Source organism: Vibrio sp. 397, from assembly GCF_033339395.1.
In the GTDB taxonomy this organism is placed as follows: domain Bacteria; phylum Pseudomonadota; class Gammaproteobacteria; order Enterobacterales; family Vibrionaceae; genus Vibrio; species Vibrio alginolyticus.
This window is the reverse complement of record NZ_JAWOUN010000009.1, coordinates 28382-46968: the sequence shown is the minus strand read 5'-3', so window position 1 is coordinate 46968 and position 18587 is coordinate 28382. Positions and strand designations below refer to the sequence as shown.

The window sequence follows — 18587 nt, the reverse complement described above, 5'->3', positions numbered from 1 at the left end:
CCATAGACAATTGTTTCCTGAACAATGAAACAAACCTGAATCATCGAAGCCATGCCACCCAAGCTTCTAGGCAGTTTTGTAGCCTCGCATCCCTTGCTTTGCGTTCTCGACATCAACCATCATCTGCTTTACTTTTTAGATTCATAGCCATGAATTTTCCTCTCTAACTGATTACTGGCAGAACGGTAGTATTCTTGAATGTTTCCAGCTCTGACGCGAGCACGTGAAAACTAACTTCAGGCGGGTTATTTTTCGCTCCATTCATTTTGAACATTACAACGTGATAATCGGAATCATCATCAGCAGGGAAAATATGAAATTCTCCTGTCGATGGTAATTCAATGCTAAGGGACGCTGTTCCATCAATCTTCAAGATCATTGGAGACTCTGAGCAGTTAGGAACAAGTTCAAGCTTGAAACCTGTAAAATCATGTATATCCACGTTTTTTCCCTTTATCAGTTAATTTCGTTCAAATGGTCTAAATCTGTATTACCTGACCGAATAGACAAAACAATCAAGTATCGATCATCATTTGGGCATTTTGAGTAACCGTGACCAACTGGAACTACATGCGCGTAAACACCAGTAGCAACATCAAAATGATCCCCGTACTGAATCTTTTTGGGGAGTGATTCTTTCAACCATTCCAAAAATGTTTGTTTAGCCCAAGGTTGCGGCATTGTTGCAGTCACAGTATGAGGTAATGACATTAGATGTTGTAATGCTGCGTAAATATCAGAATCACTAGTTGCTTGTTTTCAAAGCCATCTTTTCCCCGCTTATTTGGTTTCTAATTCATTTGCTAACTCGTGACGTTCTTGAAGCAAATCTTCAAAGTAGAAACTTTCGGCCTCGGATAATCCATCTTTATCTGCTTTCACTAACAATTCCAGAATCTTGGCCTCAAGCATTTCTAAAGCGGACTGAGCCGCTTAATCAAAGTCCTGCATCTTTTCACCTTTAAGACTTTTAAGCTAAATCAATACTTCCATTGGTTTCATTCTCTTTGAAAGGAGCAGCCAATAGTTATTCATTAGTTTCATTATCATGCCGCCCGACATAAACATGAGCATTAAACGTTGAAATTAGTATACCAGACAAATGAATAGCTTCGGTCATATCAACTACAATCAGTTCCTCCCAATAACTCCTCCCTGTCAGTGAGCACACATGAGCTTCATTCGGTAGTCACGCGCTATATAGCCATTTACACCAATGTAAAGGTTTATTTTTGAATTGGGTCGCTTATTTTTTTTAAATGAGGTCGTTAATTTGTAAGTGAAAAAAAATCAAGTAAAAACATACTCATAGGTTGTTATTAAAAATATGCACGTCGTATTTTTTCTTAAATGAATGCCGTATGTGTTTCAAATAACGATGGGCTTCGAGTATACTAGGGTCAAGCACTATGTAGGAGGGTGAGTCATGACAGCAACTGATCTTATTTATCAAAAGATAAAGCGCTCTCGACGCTATGTGTTCGAACGTAAAGACTTCGACAACTATGCTAGCTATGACCAGGTTGGTCGTGTATTGAAGAAACTTGTGGATAAAGGTGTGCTGATGAAAATCGGGTATGGCTTATACACCAAGTCAACAATCAACAGCTTAACTAATAAACCTATGCCTACGAATCCCGGTGGTACTGACGCAATCATGCGTGAGATCCTAAAAATGCGCGGTGTAGACTTTGAGCTGGATGCTATGTCATTGAAGAGTATCAATGGACAGTCCACTCAAATACCAGCGTCCATCAGGTACAAGTGGGACTCTAAGCATTTCAATCGCAGCCTTAAGGTTGGTAACAGAGTATTGAACAAGCGACAATGAGTATATCAAAACTAAAAAATCAATTTCTTGAAGTATCTGATGCCCTTGAGTTAGGCAACCCGTCGATCGCGGAAAAGGACTATTGGGTGGTGTCTCTGCTTGCCATGTTGGAAGGTGTGGAAAGTGAGCACCACCAGCTTGTTTTTTCAGGTGGAACTGCTTTGGCCAAGTCCAATATTAAGATTCTGCGAATGTCTGAAGACGTCGACATAAAATTAATTCCAACTAAGGAGTTTCTCGATAAGGGCCCTGGTGCGAAGAGAAGAGCTCGCAAAGCGTTAGTCGAGCACCTCATAGCGAGGTTAGCTGACCACACTTATCTGAATTATAGCGATAAAACGGTACGTGATAGCTATCGCTATGTTGAAATCGAAATAGAGTACCCACAACAATACCATCAAGCACCGTGTCTAAGACCTTATATCAAACTGGAATTTATCGAGACAATCGAACTTCAGGGCGTTGAGCCTCGCTCTATTTCATCGCTGGTCGCGCAGAGCTACAATCAACCTGCCGAAGTAAGCACAATGTCGTGTATATCTATTGACTCGACGTTGGTTGAAAAAGTGCTTTCCATGTTGCGTCGCACCATGTCAGTCAAGCGAGATCCACAGCGTAAGGATGACGAAACATTGGTTCGTCATATCTACGATGTTCACTGTATTAGCGCCGAGCATACGATTGATATGGGCGTATTAAAGCCGATGTTTGATACCGTTTTGGAAGAAGACAGGGCGCGATATGGCAATCAACATCATGAGTTTGTCGATGATCCGCGCAATGAGTTAAAACTAGGATTAGAAGAGCTAGAATCCAACGAGGAGTTTCGTAAACGTTTTGACGCGTTTGTTGCTCCAATGGTGTACAACACAGAGCCGCATGACTTTGATACCTGTTTTGCCTCATTCAAAGGTATTTCAGAGCAGCTTATTAGCTAACCCTTCCAATGCCTACCCCTGTTTTGGGCTACACTCCCAGTTGTAGGGCACAATGCTGAAAAAGCCTAAGTTGGTTACCTCCTCTATCGCATCAGCCACATAGGTTTAGATATGTGGGTGATGAGCTTACTAAGCTAGTTGATAGTTACCCCAAATTTAAGTTATCCGAAGAAGATGCTTGCGAGCTAATACTCCCGCTCATTTCTGTCCAGAGATGTGATATCGCTGAATCACGGCAAACACACCTTTGCCCCATTATAAGACAGAGTAAATACTCATTCATATCCTGTTAATTGGGTTTTGCCTTACTAAAAGTAATCCATTCTTCTAATGCTATTCGTTGTTAATCCTCATGTTGTATTACGGGGGCTCTTAAGTTGTCAACATCGTACACAGAACCACAATGTTGTATTTATTCAACATGGTGCATTTAGAAAGAACGTCTTCCCCCAGCGGTATCCTTAAACCTTGTTCGAGGAGCTTTGCCACCCATCGTCCGTTTAAGGTTAGCAGGTATAAATTGACTTGAATCGGGAGTTTGCCAACTTGCTTCACCGTTTTTTCTGGCGTCCAATTGATGGTTGGTACGTTATCTTCAATCGCAATGGACAAAATATTGAGTTCACCGAGAGCTGCCATAAGGTTCTGACACAAGAGGATTTTGAGCGGTTTTTAGAGCAGGTTGAGGAATGGGAATGAGAAAAGGCGTCATCGTGACGCCTTTTAGCTTTTACTCTTTGAAGCAAGGAAGTCCCTGACTAGCACGCCAATCTTTCACTATTTTGACTATCCCTTCAGGCGTATCCTCACCCGGGTTCTCTGGGTAGTAAATTAAGTCTGAACCCGCCGGATGCTCCGTAATTAATATGAAGTGTTCAAGCAACTTATCTTGATAATCATCGCTGCCCTTTGATTCAATTATCTCATCTATTAAGTTTATGAAATCAGCTTCAGTATAAGCACTCAGTGTGTCTTTTAATTCCATCGTTAACTCTTGTGTATATCAATATGGTTACGGGGGGTGTTTACTCTTAAGTTGTCAACATCGTATACAGAACCGCCATGTTGTATTTCTTCAACATGGTGTAGTTCGAAAGAACGTCTTCCTCCAACGGTATCCTTAAACCTTGCTCGAGGAGCTTTGCCATCCATCATCCGTTTAAGGTTCGCAGGTATAAATTGACTTGATAGAGTAGGATCATTGGCAATCTCGCCCCAGAAGACTCTTCTAAAATCGTCAAAGCTACTGAACTCACTTCCTCTTAGCTTATCAGCAATTTGAGACGGTATTGGAGCTCCTAAATCTTTACCCGCATCAGCTAACCAGATACCCAAGATATCTTCGCCCTTACCAGTAACGACTCCGGGCTTATCCCTCAGTCTTTCTTTGTAAACTACATAGAGCGGAGCAATGCCTGAGCTTTCAGGGAATACCAAGATCGCATCACGCCAGTCTTTCTCTTCAGGCGCAGGCGTAACGGTGACGTTCGCATCGCTATCCGAGTGGATTGGCGTGACCAGTATATCGTCTTTTTCAAACCCATCACTATGATCGGGGGTAGTTTGCCAACTTGCTTCACCGTTTTCTTCTGGAGTCCAATATATGGTTGGTCCGTTCTCTTCAATCGCAACGGACAACTGACCATTGTTCCCTTGTTTCACATATTTGATGGGGATTCGTGTGTCATCTACATGATAGCCCTGTACGTGCGGATAAAACTCGCCATCTTGGGGCTCGGTAATGTGGACACGAACGCGGCTTTGCGCCGTGGTTACTTGGCGTAAATCTTGGTCTGTGTATTGGGTGTTATCGCCAAATAAGCTTTGCTGCATGGCAAACAAAGCGCCAATACCTTCGACCTGCCAGCGGTAGCCCTCGACGATTTTGTCTTTCAATGTGCCGGCCAGTTTATCTAACTGCATCGCTGCGGTTTGGGTTTGCTGCATTTGCTCTGGGGAACCGGCGACAGCTGCGGAACTGCCCATAGCCATTTGTGCTTGTGTCGCTTGAATGGCGGGTATGACAGCAGCTGGGTTTGCATTGGCTTGTGCAAAGAAGAATGACCAAGGACCAAAGTTACTTATTGACTCTTGTTGGTCGCCAATTTCAATACATCCCTCTGGTCTGGTGCAGGATTTAGCGAACACGAGCGAGCTTGTGGCGTCTTTTAAATTGAGGATTACCACATCGCCTTCTATGCAATCGGCAGTGTTAATGGCTCTATATTTGGTCAACCCGAGCAATGGATCACTGTGCTGATAATGACTGTTGCGGATGTTGTTGTAAGTTTGTGGGCGCAGCGGCGGAAAGGTATTCTTTTTGTCCGGTGCTTGTTGTTGCTGTTTCTCAGCAACAATAATTTCATCACCTACCGCAAGTGACAGAGGGTCGGCCTCAAACACTGGGTTAAGCAAGAGCAAGGCTTTAGCTCCCATACCATATAGTTCAGCGATGCTTTGCCAGTCTTCCCCTACCGTTACGGTGTGCGTCGCTGCGGTTTGTTCCGCTTGCGTCTCATCGTTGTTACCTTCTGAGCGCGCTTCTTCCGGCTGTTTGACCGCATTAAACAATGCGGGGATATCCAACTTTATCCCGTTTTCACACAGCCAATCTTCACTGAGATTATCGAGCTCTTCACGCGTGATTTGTCGCTCAAGATAAATGATGTATTGATTTTCGATGATTTGATCGGCTAATTTCCAATACACCAAAATAGCGCTTTGGTCTTTAGTAAAACCACGCTCGTCATTGAGCTTGTCTTGTGTCGATTGCGTAGCGTAAAACGCCCATTTTTCTTCCCCAAGAATTTTGTATTCTTGGACAAGTTCACCATCATTAAAGTGGTAGTAATAGCCTTCAGTAGGCAAACCTAAACGTTCGCCCAATCGCACTGCAGGGACAACAGGTATAAAACCTTCCTCAGCTTTATGGCTGCCGACTTTTTTTAGTGTGACGGCTTCCTGTGGCGTCAGCCCGAGATTGTCATCAGCGATGTGGATATTTAAACGCTTTGGCTCATCAAATACACATAACGCTGTGTAGCGGGTGCCTTGCTCGGTATTGGTTTGTTCCCAGCGAGTTAACGCGTTCTCTTTTTCAGTTTTCGCTAAAGCAAAGTCACTGTGCACCATTTTCTTTATGGTGGCATCCGAGCAGCCAACTTCGAAGCTGTACTCAAATTCCTTGGTGATTTCCTCTTCACTTTCGGTTGCGATTGGCTGCGGCGTGTAAACTCGTTCGAGCGTCGAGGTTTCCCCTAGACAAGAGCTGTATCCTCCCGTTGTTCTGGTGATTTTCGTTTTTGCTAATAAATTATTAGCGGCATCATCAGAGAATGCTGGGATAACCTCAGAGTTCAGCCTCCAAGTTTTAGGACCTATTGGGTCGTTGTAACTAAGTAGAGCGGGAGTTTGAGGCGTATCACTCACGAGTACGAGATTGCCTTCGTAGAGATGCTGCTTTAGCTGTTCAAAAGTAAGATGTGAAGGAATAGCAGAGGCGATATCCGCTTCCGAAATATTATGGAAGTTGCCCTCTATCAATCCAAATTCATGAGACATTACTTCCGACAGTGGAAGAACTTTATAGGACACACAAATACCTAAAGTGAATACTAGTTATCACGGCAATAAGCAGTAAGCATGCCATGAACTTTCTTCTGCAAAATCAGCCAGGTAGGATGATAGTAGTATACGCCGATACAATTTTTTGTTTATCGAGCCAAAAAGTTGGATATAAATCCAAGAAGTTGGTCGGTGTTGGCTGTGGTCTTTGTGTACGGTACCTGTTTAGTTGAAGCGATACATATGGTGTTTTTACCCGTGAACACATTCGTAGTGGGCACGTTGTGTATGTAATAGTTCTAAGACGGTTTTGCCCCATTCCTTCTTTGCGGCAAAGAGCATTACTGTCAACTGTACTATGCGTAGCCCTCACAAAACTTATCTCTGATGGATTGTGAAACTGTGTATTGTTAGTTAGAGCAAAAACTCGCACACAAACTCTCAGCCCAATTTTTCTTATTTCAACTTATTTATTTAACATTTGATATAAATCGTATTTGTTAGTTACAATTCAGCTCGTTTAAGGGAGTAGCCTTCCACTACTGATTAGTAGTGGAGTGAATATCAACAGTCTCCAAGCCTTATGCTTGTGGTATTCACGTTCAACATGTTCTGGCAAGACTTAAGCAAAATAGCGATGCGGGCAGGATTGCTATTTTGCTTTTGTTGTTGCCTGCCCGAGATGACAAAAGGAAACCTGCTGTGGATGCATGGTACGCTTTGTTTTTAGGGATAGTGCAAGGAATTACCGAGTTTCTCCCCATTTCTAGCTCTGCTCATTTGATCTTAATGCCGACCTTCCTTGGTGTAGTCGATCAGGGAGTTAGCTTCGATCTCGCCACTCATATCGGTACGCTGCTCGCCGTGCTCGTCTACTTTCGACGAGATATTGCTCTATTGATCACTGAATGGGGTAAATCGATCACTCAACGTCAATATTCCTCCGCCAACAGTCGCTTAGCCTGGGCGATTTTGTGGGGAACCTTTCCTGCGGCATTAGCTGGGTTATTTCTTCTTGACTTAATCGATGACCAGCTTCGCTCTGTTATGGTTATTCTGTTTACAACCGTAGCTTATGGCGTGATGCTGGGTTTAGCCGATATCTTTGGTCGAAAAGTTAGAGAGTTAGAATCTCTCGGTTGGAGAGATGTACTGATTGTCGGGTGTGCGCAAGCATTAGCCTTAATCCCTGGCACCTCTCGTTCAGGTGTAACCATCACCGCAGCATTGATACTAGGATTTAATCGACAAGCAGCTTCTCGCCTGTCCTTTTTGCTTGCAATACCGATTACTGCTCTCGCGGCAGCAGCCAAAATCGCTGAAGTAGCGATGGATAGTTCGGTAACCGTAGATTGGCTGGCACTTTTAATTGGTAGCGTTACCTCTTTTCTCACCGCAATACTTGCGATCCACTACTTCCTCAAATTCCTGAATCAATTTGGGATGATGCCTTATGTCATCTACCGATTAATTTTGGCCGTTATTCTATACTTTTACGTTATTTAATAGGGATTAAACATGCTATTAGCTTCACTCGCGATTATCGCTGGCTTTGCACTGCTTGTCTGGAGTGCAGATAAATTTGTTGAAGGCGCAGCCGCTAGTGCCAACTACGCAGGAATGCCACCTTTATTGATTGGTATGTTGGTCGTCGGATTCGGTACATCTGCACCTGAAATGGTGGTTTCGGCTATGGCGGCTATGGATGGCAACCCTGCTCTGGCGCTCGGAAATGCTGTCGGTTCGAACATTGTCAACATTACCTTAATACTCGGTGTAACCGCGATCATTGCACCGATTGCTGTACATTCAAGCATCATCCGTAAAGAACTTCCCATCCTTTTGGTCGTCACGCTTGTCATTGGCGCAATGCTGTGGAATCACCATATCAGCACATTAGAAGCCTGGGCGTTGATTGGTGGATTCATGCTTTTGATTGGTTGGTCAATCTGGAGCGCATTACGCTCAAAGGGAGACCACTTAGAACAAGAGATGGACGACGAACTATCTAGCCAAAGTATGTCACTGAAGTCATCCATTTTCTGGCTGATTACAGGGTTAGTGTTACTGATTATCAGCTCGCGTATTTTGGTGTGGGGAGCGGTGGAAATCGCACAACAACTCGGTGTCAGCGATTTATTGATTGGCCTAACTATTGTTGCCTTAGGAACGTCCTTACCCGAATTAGCAGCATCCATCGTGGCAGCTCGTAAAGGCGAGCATGATATAGCTGTGGGTAATGTGGTCGGCTCAAATATGTTTAACTCCTTAGCCGTCATCGGTATTGCTGGTACCATTGAACCTATTGCCAATATTGGTGCTGAAGTCTTCTGGCGTGACTGGACATCGATGCTTTTTGTCACGGGATTACTGCTGTTGACCGCCGCTCGTTTTGGCAAATCACAGACGATTTCTCGCAGTGAAGGCGCTGTTCTGTTGTTGTGTTATTTGGGGTACAATGGTTATCTCATCTATGGAGCGCTGTAATAGACAAATACTGAACGGTGAACTTATTGATTCACGTAGTAACCATTATCAATCCGTACAAAAAGAGATAGAGGAGTAACCATGGAACATATCGCTGGTTTTTACGATACTCATCAGGCACTCATTATGCAGATCTTGCAAAATGCGCTCTTGACGATTTTTATTTTTATCTTGGCTTCTGTGGTATCCAAGCTCGTCAAGCGCGGGGTATTTAAAGCAACAGAGAAAGTCAGCGGTGGGGATGAAATTATCGCTCGCTTGCTTTCTCAAGTCGCGTCTTATGCGGTTTATTTAGTCGCGTTGGTCATTGTTCTAGACCTCTTTGGTGTGAATACTGCCAGCTTGGTTGCCTTAGTCGGTGCAGCGGGTTTAGCGATTGGCCTAGCTCTGAAAGACACACTGAGTAACATTGCCGCAGGTATCATGATTTTATTTCTGAAGCCAATCAAAAAAGGCGAGTTCGTCGAATTCGGAAGCTACTCTGGTAGCGTGGTCGATATTGGTCTATTCACTTCTGTGTTCGAGACAGCGGACGGTCTCTACATCTCTAGTCCGAACAGTGCGGTTTGGAATTCAACCATTCGTAATTTTAGCCGAAACAACAAACGTCGTATGGATATCACGGTTGGCATCTCTTACCAAGATTCAGTAGAAATCGGATTGAATGTGCTTAAAGAGTTGGCGTTGTCCCAGCCACATATCCTTAAAGATCCTGAGCCTCAAGTGATTGTTCACATGCTGGCCGATAGTTCAGTGAACCTCCAACTTCGCGCCTGGTGTCCGACGGACAAATACTGGGAAACCTATTGGGCGGTGCAGAAGCAAGTGAAACCGAATATCGAAGCGGCGGGGCTAACCATCCCTTTCCCGCAGAGAGATCTGAACATGAAGTGGGTTGATGAAGGCTCTGCAAAACCTTAACCAATACATAAGTCGAGGAAGTTATGATGCTGTTTGTGACTTCCTCTGATTGGATATAACGCCTCTAGATTTCGCCATTTTTTTACGCTTTTTTTACGCGAACCCTGACTGCGCATCTGATAGAGTCGCTGTTAAGATTTTCTTTCAAATGACTTATATGGCAATGAGTTGGCTACAGAAGCGTTATCTCTTATCGGCATCGGTGTTTGTTCTTGCACTTGTCGTATCTTTAGGACTTGATCACTGGTTAGGCTCAACCATTGCGGTGTTGCTGATACTCCAGCTTTCTATCGTTGTGATTGCCCTTCAATGTCACTCACAAATAGCTTATGTGGCTGCGATTGCCGAAGCCGTCAGTTTTAACTTCCTCTTTACCACGCCTCGATATTCGCTTCAGATGTTCCACTTAGATGACATCATCAACTTACTTGTTTTTATTGTGGTTGCCTTTACTACCAGTCAGCTCGCTGAGCGATATCGACGCCAACAAAATGCGCTAGAACAAGTTCAACTGCGCCACCAAATTTTGCTTTCCGTATCTCATGATTTGAGAACCCCGCTCGCGGGGATTATCGGTAATCTCACCACTTTCAAAGAATATCAGACGCAACTTCAAGCGAAAGAAAAGGATGAACTGCTCGACTAATCTGCTCCAGCCAGACTGGACACTTCACTAAGCGGCTTTTCGATACATAAAGTTATTCATGAATTACTAATTTAGTAAAATCACTGGCAAACTTCTGTCCAGAAACGTGTTTAAATGGGACCGCTCAATCTGTGGATGCTCAAGACAACCATTATGATACTTTATTACTAAGTTGTAGCGTGACTCAGACTTTGTAGTAGGAATTAGTATGAAACTTTATTCCTCTCCTATAGCAATATAAACAATCTGTCAGATTTTTCAGATTTTTCAGATTTTTCAGATTTTTCAGATTTTTCAGATTTTATCTCCCTCAGGAGACCAAACTGACAGATTGCATTCTCACTAATTCACACAACCCAATACATTCAAATACACTTAACCTCAAGTAGCTCATTAAAATCGCTGAAATAATTCTCCAGCTCTAGCAACTTTACATTCCCTGGTCGCTCTGAGTACCGCTTTGTACGTGCTCCAAATTCTATTGTCCCTTTCCCAAAGCGCGAATTAATGCAGTCGATTGCTTTGCTTAATTTATGGTTATTAACCTCTGGTTCAAATAGATCTGCTTGCTTGTGTTCTGCGTCGATTAAACTAGTAAGGCCAACTCCAACCTTATAAATGCGCGTTTTTGTCGGTTGAGTAGGAATAAGGTCACCCTGAATAGCTCTCAAAGTCTTTAGACCTACAGAGGTATCGCATACACCGTAACTGAAGTGTATGCTCCGGCTAGCCTTAAACTGCTCCTGAGGATCGTCATGTATGGATGTGGACACAAATGCTGTTATAGCCAGGGCTTCTGATTTTTGCGCTCGTAATTTAAAAAATGCCTCTGCAAGGTGAAGAGATAATTCCGACATTATGGACTCCCTTGATTGTAAACGGTCCCGGTATGAGCTGGTGGACCAAATTCGTTGCTTCTTAGGTCGTGTGTCGTTCCAATTGTAGACAGGTGTGGCATTTAACTCATGGATCGTGTTGGCGACGGAAATCGAAAAGGCTTTTTGCATTTTTTTAGGATCTTGGCGAGCTAAATCTAACGCGCTATAAATGCCCATATGAGAAAAGTGTTTAGATAGCTTCCTGCCTACGTTCCAAACCTCTGAAACAGGTACCTTTTCTAATGTCTGAATCAAATTGTCTTTACTAATGACAAATACACCGTTACTACCCTGAAGTTTTTTGGCTGCAAACGAAGCCAGTTTTGAAAGAGTTAAACTAGGACCAATCCCGACTCCTGTAGGAACACCCGTTGTTTTCCAAATGTGTTCACGCCAACGCCAAGCTTCGCGTTCCAGGTCAATGCCATTCTTCAGTAGCTCCGTAGTCTCCACCCAAGATTCATCGACGCTGTAATGAAAAATGGGTAGCCCCTCGGAAACATCTATAAGTGATTGCTTAAAGTTCCTAGATATCTGCCCTAAGGTATTAAAATTACACTTAAATATTGCGCCATGATGCATGGCAACTTTAGAGTCGATTTCCCAAATAGGAGAGAACTTGGGTATCCCAAATTCCTTTATATTTGCTCCGGCAATACTAATACCTTGGCCTGCTGACACGAGTACTGGTTTCCCTTTTAAACCAGGATGAAATTGAGCACTACTGTGCGCATAAAATCCTGTTCCGTCTATTAGTGCGAATGATTTATCGGCCACGAAGTTCTCTCCGGTAAATTCGGATAGCCATAGAGACACAGCCGTAAATGCGAATTTCGTCACTTGATGATAGATAAACAGATCTGAACTTTGGGTTGTCGCTGTATGCTTTTTTCAGTCTTTTGTTCAACCTCTTACATACCAATTCACCATTTAAAGCCATGATAACGGGATGATCTTCTTTAAATGAGAGGCTGCGGTTAAGGAGTAGCAAATCTCCGTTATCAATGATTGGTAACATAGACTTACCGTTTGCACGCATCAATACACATGTATGTTGTTGCTCAGGAGGTATTAATAACTCATGAAGGTCGAACTCTTTCAATGAGTTATGAATAGGTATCGAATAGCCTTTTCTGTACCAATGAAAACGAGCAGATACAACGCCTTGAACTACAATATCTTCTTGCTTTTGTATCTCTTGAAATGACACAAGAGCGTTTTCGCCAAGGTATTCAACCAAAATACAGTCGTTTGCTTCAGGTTGAAGGCTTGAGTCAACAAGCAGGTAATCGCCATCTGAAATACCGAAGTAAGGTACATCTTGATGAGCAACAGTTAATTTGGTTGCGCTAGGATGATGAACTAGCTGTTTTGACAATGACAGGGATTTACGGACACTCCCGCTTGTTGGGTCTTCAAAGCCTGTTATGCCGCAATTTATTGACTGATCAAATATTTGTAAAACACCCATTTTAAAAACACGTCTGACTGCTGTATGTATATACAGTAATTATATATCCAGCTATGTACTGGTGCAATGTAAGGAAGAGCATGAGCTATTGGGATGGTTAGATGGCCTGGTGCACATCTGTGAACCATAGGTTTTTGAGTATACGATTCATGAGCATGGAGAGACACTGTAATTGCACTATAGATTCGAGTAGTAAGGTATAAGCCCGGTGGTACGGTAAGGTTTTGTAGCACCATAATGCAGCGTTAAAAGAGAAAATGGAGGCTTCATTGAGTGTAAAAAAAGACAATCACTTTTTACCTGAGATGTATCTAAAAAATTGGTGCAACGAGCAGGGTAAGGTATTCCACTATAGGAAAGTTGTTCAACACGAGAATGTGCCATTATGGAAGGACTACTATCCATCAGCGATCGGTTACCATAAATATTTGTATGTAAACACTCAAAACGGTAGCCCAGATGATATATTAGAAAATTGGTTCGATTCTAAGTATGAATTTCCTGCCAGTAAGTCGATTGAGAAAGTAGCTCGCAATGAGAAGCTTACAAGGAATGATTATAAGAAATTAGCTAACTTCGTTGCACTTCAGGACTTACGGACTCCAAAGCGTTACCTAGAGCATTTAGAGCGTTTCAATGAAGTGGCACTTAATGAAGTGGTCAAAGATGTCCTTAAAGAGGTTAAATCAAAAATACCTCCGGGTTATAAGCCTGATGGGAAGGCTCGTTACCATGATAGCTTACCCTTAAGAGTGGAGATCATAGACAATGCTAAGGGTGAGTTTGTAGTAAAAGTTACATCTTTGGTTGGAAGAGCTTCTTGGTTGTGGTCTATAAAACATGTCCTTACCACTGTTGCTGATCAACTACATAGAAACAAGTGGACCATACTCCTTCCTGCTGAGGGGATGAGTTGGTATACGTCAGACAATCCAGTGGTACGGTTAAATTATGAAGATAGCAAAAATTATGATTTTAATGGTGGCTGGGCAAATCCAAACAGTGAGGTCATTTTACCACTGGGACCAAGGCATTTGCTGTATACACAAGTTGGAGTTTCTCCTCCAATTCCAAGAGGTACAAAACTTACGCGAGACCAAACACATAAAATTAACCGAATGATAGTCGAGAATTGCCATAACTGCGTAATATCCCATGAAGAAAGGGGAGGCATCGAGTTGTTGCTCCCTAGGGTTGTAGATAGAGAACAAGTTGAAGCCGAAAGGGAGCATTGGAAAAACTGGCATTTAGCCCACCAAGGCGCAGAATCTGTGTTTTACAGCGATTACTACACTTAGCAAACTGTTTAATAATGGCTCAGGGTGGTACATGGCGTTTGTTAAAGGTGTAGAGGAACTATGTCGGGAAATTAGAGATGAGGGAATAGTTCCGACTACACCATCTACATGCAAGCAATTTAGCTTATAGTTAGCCTAGGGAGATGTTAAATGCCTCCGTATGCCACATCACTTATTTCGTTTAGGTAAGGGGATATAATTTTCTCAGGTGGACTTGTGAATGAGTAATCTCTTAGGATGACTTCTAAGTTCCTTGAAAAATATTCACATTGTGATGAGAAAAGTGCTTTAGGTTCATTGATAAGGTCAAGAGTTAAACTGACTGCTGTATCCATGCTGGTATAACCATTTTTATGGTCTTTGATTAAATTACCAAAGAAATAATTGTCGTGAGGCTGAGCTGCTAAGTTTGAATGGAGTGCATGAAATGCGTTCACAATTGCTGTTATATTTCTTCTATTTGCGAGCTTATCCGGATTAGCTCGATAGTTTTGCTGGGCACGGAATGCAAGTTCATTCAAGTCACGTGAAGCTGAAAACTTTTGGGAACTTAATTGATTTTCTCTTATAAAGATTTTGGTTATAAAGCTGAGAATCTTCATTATTTATAAGTACCTAGTTATAAGTTAATAAAAGGTCTGGAAGCCTTACAATAGACTCTTAGTTTTAATAGTAAAGTTTTGATGCTGTTTCCAGTTCACATTAAAGCAACTCAGTGGTCTGAGATGAATAGTATCGATATCATAAATTACATACCAATTTGGGAACTATTCTTTAAAAGCTTTCTACTTGAGTTCAAGTTGATGTGATTTAGGTTTCAATGTGAACATTTAACTAGCCATAATGGCTTTTCTGGCAGTTAAAGCGTAGATCGGCATTGTTGATAATGATAACGTATTGAAAATATTGATATAATCATATTTTTATAGTGTAAGTATGATCCTATGAGATATGAATCTGCCCCTGTTACCCCAGAAGAAAGCCGGAAACCACAAAAGAGCTCTTCGCTCGTCAGCAACGAGAGCGTAGAGCTGAATTAACTCCTTCAGCAAGCGATGGAAAATCGTGAGAGGGTTCTTAGAGATAGAGAAAAAGCAGGGTTAGGACCTACTTCTCTAGGATTGAATGCTCCTCAGCTTCTCAGTGACTCAATAGGATTACAGTGTTCACTTGGGGATGAAATGGCTAAAAACCACCAGCATGTGTTAATTACAGATTTAGAGGATGCACATAAAATATTACATAACGTTTGGCTGGAGTCTGGTAAGGATGTCGCTGCTATCGCCTTGAGCATTAACACCGTTAAGTCTTGGTTCAATCACACAGAGCCTATGTTTAATGCGATATCAATTGCTAAACAGTTTGGCGATCTAGGCGTTAAAGCTGATTTGGTAGAAAGCCGAGGTAAATTATTTGTCGCATTTTCAGGGACAAACGAGAATGGCAAAGTGCTACGGCATGCGTTTGTCAATGGTACTCGGCTTAATATGAATGGTAAGAAGTACCCTCTAAATTCATTTAAGTCGGTGCAAGCAGGCTTTAGTCCTCAATCTAGAACTGCAAACTTCAAAGGTGCGGGTGCCTTAACCTTTGTGGTGTCCGCTAGTCTAGCCACCAGCGACTTAGTTTTTAAAGACGACTATCACTTAGTGGATTGGTTTGGCAATGTAGGTGCCGATATGTTCAAATTCATGTTGCAAACAGCAGCTGGTGAAGTTCTGTTATTTGCTACGGCAGCTCTGGGAGCTCCCGTAATGGTTGGTGCGCTATTTGTTACAGCAACATATGTCTTAATTGAGGTTGTTTGGGGTGAATACAAAGTTTCTAATCAAGTCGTAAGGATGCTTGAGAATGTCACATAAAACAAGATTACGTTTGGCTGGTATCTTTGTTCTTTTGTTTGGGATAATTTGTTGGGGCTATCCATCTTATGTAGTCTATAGAGACTATCTTGAACTACTGAATAAAGCAGACACTGTTCAGCTATCCGTTCTAACTCTGTGGGTGCCGATTGGATTATTAGGGGCGTTAGGTTGTATTTTTTTTATGGCCCCAAAAGCTATGTTGTGCGGGAAAAAAATCAATGAAATTTACTCTCAAAGTGCAATGCAGCTAGCTAATAAAATCTGTGTTTATTTTGCCTTGGCTGGTGTAGCCTTTGCCGCTGGCTGGACGTATCACTCAATTGATCTCTTACAAAAGTATGGGTATGTATATAGCCGAGATTTAACCAATATCACTCCTACGGGAATACATTTGAAATACGTTAGAGCAACTCATTGACCAAGAACGTCTCTAATCCTCACTAAGAACTCTTCTAACAAGCGTAAGCTTACTACTTACGCTTGGTCTAATTCCTTCCGAGAGCTCCTCAACCTAATCGGCTATCTAGAGCATAGACACGAAACTATGAACCTCTTAGTTGACTGTGGTTGAGTATCGCGCTCATTATGCATAGAAACGAGTACAATTTGGTAACCTTAAGCTTTAAAAAATTGTTTACTAGGAGTGGTACAACATGGATAAAGAACTATCTGGGGTAGAGAAGCTTCGTGATGGGGCCAATTATCTTCGCAAAGTTATCGGTATCAGTACTGAATTTCTTAGCTCAATACAGAAAAGAATGGGGTCTCCCAAAACTCTCTTGGATACTTTTGTAAGAGTATACTTTTCTACCTTTGGTTGTATTTTGATTGGGGTGTATTTCGTGATGATGATATTAAAGCCATGGTTTGATGGTGGTGGAAATTGGTCATATGTCCAAGAAGTTTGGTCTCATTGGCAAACTCTGAATGCAGCAATGATTGCTTTTACAGCAAGCTTATTGGCGGTTTATGCGGCTAAATATCACGAAGAAAAGAATCGAGAGATGTCGGTGGACAACAAAGATCGAAACTCTGACGATAAAGTTCGCCACTTTTACATTAAAGATTGAAACTTTATAAGGAGCAGTGCTTACAGGATAAGCACTGCTCCTTATAAAGGATATTTAATCTCAGAATCGTTTTTGGACAGAATCAATTTAGAGTATTTACTTAATTTAGCAAACCACGAATTACTTCATGTAGGGAAAACTCGATACTCGTGGCGAACTTTAATAAGCCATTACGTAATTGGTAATTTCATGGTCCATGTAAACTATTCCCCTTACAACGTTAAAAGCTCTTCAGCGATGTGCAGTGCAGAAATATTACGATTATGTATATTCTCGTTACCACAGTCGCATTCATATTCATGATATTCCCGTTCCCATAAACCACTCGACTTTCTACGATAGAACCAGCCTGGACTAAATCCAGCATTGGTCATTTCAATACCAGGATGCATAACGACTAATGCGCAAACTTCAAAAAGTTCCGATGAGTGAGAAATTATACCAACCCCTTTTTGATAAATAATGTTATCTCCCACATTAGGATGTTTAACGATTTCATCTATTTCAAATGCTAGGTAGTTATTCCCTTCAAGCTTTTTTTCGATTTTAGGAAAATTCAATGGTGTGTTTGTATCAGCACTTCCGAAAAGAATTAATTCTGATGCAGAAATAATTTCACCACCAGTCAGTAATCCATAGCGAGACTCTAATGAATCGAACATTTCACTTATCGTCTGACCTCGGTAAAAAGCAGTTGTAGGTGAAGCGATTTTTTCAAAACTGTTTTGATATTCTGGCAATTCAAGTGCTCGCTGAAAGACTGGAACCGAAAACTCTGGATCACGGAGCGACTTTATTTCTCGCCACGGCAACTCTAGTAGTGCTTTCAAAATTGGATCTTTTGAAGCTGGCGGAAACAAAGAATCAGTGTTTGTTAAATCGTGTAAGCTTGCATAGTCCCGAAAGATGCTCCTACTCGCTGTAATATGAGCAACAAAACACTCCTTGGGTATCGGTTTCCCTAAAGTCGGTCCTAACAGCCATGCTTTTTGCGCATCTGTTCGGAGAAAAGTTCCACTAAGTGTTAATGTAGACAAATCTACAAGTCCTACTTCTTTTGCGATTGATTTATCAATTATATAAAGATGCCCGTCACCCTCTTCAAAATTATACTGCGCAAACTTCTTGCGCTCCCAGAGAAAGTTTTCACCACAATCTTCACACATATCGATGCCTAGTGACTCAGTGTACTTATGACTAGCAAACCATGCGCTCACGGCTGGGCTGGATGAGCAATCAATATAAAATGATCTCCATCCATAATGCTGTAAAAGTGCTTGTACATAACTAATATCTTTAACATGGTCACCAATAAGGACCTCAAGAACTTTACTGGCATAACTCATCCACTTTACGGCTTCAGAAGGAACGCAAACTCTGCGGTCAAATGAGGCTATAACAGAAGGATGACTAGGCTCACCGTAATGTTCAAGCTGCCCCCTGAAAAGTACCGCCTCGCCATACGTGGCAATTAACTCTTGCAGTTCATGAAGCGTGTTTACTTTTAACTGTTTCACTTTGTCTCCATATACAAAATAATTGGACTTACCGTTTCTGAATCGAGCTACAACTTCGTATCAAACTAAGTACATAATCATCCACTAGAAAAAGTTGGTCA

16 protein-coding genes and 2 pseudogenes are annotated in these 18587 nt (G+C 42.0%); 10 read left to right on the top strand and 8 right to left on the bottom strand.

The annotated features are described in order from the left end of the window. Window positions 1–163: 163 nt before the first annotated feature. Window positions 164–442 (bottom strand): hypothetical protein, encoded by a 279-nt coding sequence (locus tag R7P36_RS15455; protein WP_077284317.1) that lies wholly within the window; start codon window positions 440–442, stop codon window positions 164–166. Window positions 443–1426: 984 nt separating this feature from the next. Here R7P36_RS15455 and R7P36_RS15450 point away from each other — a divergent pair. Beyond that, entirely contained in the window at window positions 1427–1831 is a 405-nt protein-coding gene (locus R7P36_RS15450; RefSeq protein ID WP_025767129.1) for a DUF6088 family protein, read from the top strand. Between the two features lie 2 nt (window positions 1832–1833). Further along, complete coding sequence (locus R7P36_RS15445) at window positions 1834–2769, top strand: nucleotidyl transferase AbiEii/AbiGii toxin family protein (RefSeq protein WP_025767128.1); 936 nt, start codon at window positions 1834–1836, stop codon at window positions 2767–2769. A gap of 372 nt (window positions 2770–3141) precedes the next feature. Here R7P36_RS15445 and R7P36_RS15440 read toward each other — a convergent pair whose 3' ends face one another. The 3 genes from R7P36_RS15440 to R7P36_RS15430 form a co-directional block, all read right to left on the bottom strand. Next, window positions 3142–3408, bottom strand: a complete 267-nt coding sequence (locus R7P36_RS15440) for a hypothetical protein (protein ID WP_025767127.1) — start codon at window positions 3406–3408, stop codon at window positions 3142–3144. A gap of 91 nt (window positions 3409–3499) precedes the next feature. After that, window positions 3500–3754, bottom strand: a complete 255-nt coding sequence (locus R7P36_RS15435) for a bacteriocin immunity protein (protein ID WP_025767126.1) — start codon at window positions 3752–3754, stop codon at window positions 3500–3502. A 2-nt stretch (window positions 3755–3756) separates the two neighbouring features. After that, window positions 3757–6363: an S-type pyocin domain-containing protein gene (locus tag R7P36_RS15430; protein ID WP_086484042.1), complete on the bottom strand. Its 2607-nt coding sequence runs from the start codon at window positions 6361–6363 to the stop codon at window positions 3757–3759. Between the two features lie 672 nt (window positions 6364–7035). On the opposite strand from R7P36_RS15430, the gene R7P36_RS15425 reads away from it, so the two are divergent. From R7P36_RS15425 to R7P36_RS15410, 4 genes and pseudogenes are all read left to right on the top strand, one after another. Continuing rightward, complete coding sequence (locus tag R7P36_RS15425) at window positions 7036–7839, top strand: undecaprenyl-diphosphate phosphatase (RefSeq protein ID WP_039428124.1); 804 nt, start codon at window positions 7036–7038, stop codon at window positions 7837–7839. Between the two features lie 12 nt (window positions 7840–7851). Next, entirely contained in the window at window positions 7852–8820 is a 969-nt protein-coding gene (locus R7P36_RS15420; RefSeq protein ID WP_039428122.1) for a calcium/sodium antiporter, read from the top strand. Window positions 8821–8901: 81 nt separating this feature from the next. Further along, window positions 8902–9741: a mechanosensitive ion channel family protein gene (locus tag R7P36_RS15415; RefSeq protein WP_104965929.1), complete on the top strand. Its 840-nt coding sequence runs from the start codon at window positions 8902–8904 to the stop codon at window positions 9739–9741. A gap of 163 nt (window positions 9742–9904) precedes the next feature. Then, a pseudogene (locus R7P36_RS15410) lies at window positions 9905–10384 on the top strand (DUF4118 domain-containing protein); the annotation flags it as partial. 368 nt (window positions 10385–10752) lie between these two features. On the opposite strand, the gene R7P36_RS15405 reads toward R7P36_RS15410, so the two are convergent. Then, on the bottom strand, window positions 10753–12042 hold the full coding sequence (locus R7P36_RS15405; protein WP_213899633.1) for a nucleotidyltransferase: 1290 nt from the start codon (window positions 12040–12042) through the stop codon (window positions 10753–10755). After that, window positions 12032–12736 carry a S24 family peptidase gene (locus R7P36_RS15400; protein WP_025767122.1) on the bottom strand — a complete coding sequence of 235 codons (705 nt, stop codon included), beginning with the start codon at window positions 12734–12736 and terminating at the stop codon, window positions 12032–12034. The genes R7P36_RS15405 and R7P36_RS15400 overlap by 11 nt, the downstream gene beginning before the upstream one ends. A gap of 269 nt (window positions 12737–13005) precedes the next feature. Here R7P36_RS15400 and R7P36_RS15395 point away from each other — a divergent pair, with 269 nt between their 5' ends. Then, the gene (locus R7P36_RS15395; protein WP_176043453.1) at window positions 13006–14034 is read left to right on the top strand and encodes a DUF4238 domain-containing protein; all 1029 of its coding nucleotides are present in this window, start codon (window positions 13006–13008) and stop codon (window positions 14032–14034) included. Between the two features lie 146 nt (window positions 14035–14180). Here R7P36_RS15395 and R7P36_RS15390 read toward each other — a convergent pair whose 3' ends face one another. Beyond that, a complete protein-coding gene (locus R7P36_RS15390) occupies window positions 14181–14636 on the bottom strand; it encodes a hypothetical protein (protein WP_025767120.1) in 456 nt (151 codons plus the stop codon). A gap of 342 nt (window positions 14637–14978) precedes the next feature. Between R7P36_RS15390 and R7P36_RS15385 the strand changes: the two are divergent. From R7P36_RS15385 to R7P36_RS15375, 3 genes and pseudogenes are all read left to right on the top strand, one after another. After that, window positions 14979–15896: pseudogene (locus R7P36_RS15385) on the top strand (hypothetical protein). Next, entirely contained in the window at window positions 15886–16317 is a 432-nt protein-coding gene (locus tag R7P36_RS15380; protein WP_077284305.1) for a hypothetical protein, read from the top strand. The pseudogene R7P36_RS15385 and the gene R7P36_RS15380 overlap by 11 nt, the downstream one beginning before the upstream one ends. Window positions 16318–16552: 235 nt before the next feature. Further along, window positions 16553–16969, top strand: a complete 417-nt coding sequence (locus R7P36_RS15375) for a hypothetical protein (RefSeq protein WP_213899632.1) — start codon at window positions 16553–16555, stop codon at window positions 16967–16969. A gap of 212 nt (window positions 16970–17181) precedes the next feature. On the opposite strand, the gene R7P36_RS15370 is transcribed toward R7P36_RS15375, so the two are convergent. Then, window positions 17182–18486, bottom strand: coding sequence for an FRG domain-containing protein (locus R7P36_RS15370; protein WP_213899631.1), 1305 nt, complete (start codon window positions 18484–18486; stop codon window positions 17182–17184). Window positions 18487–18587 lie beyond the last annotated feature (101 nt).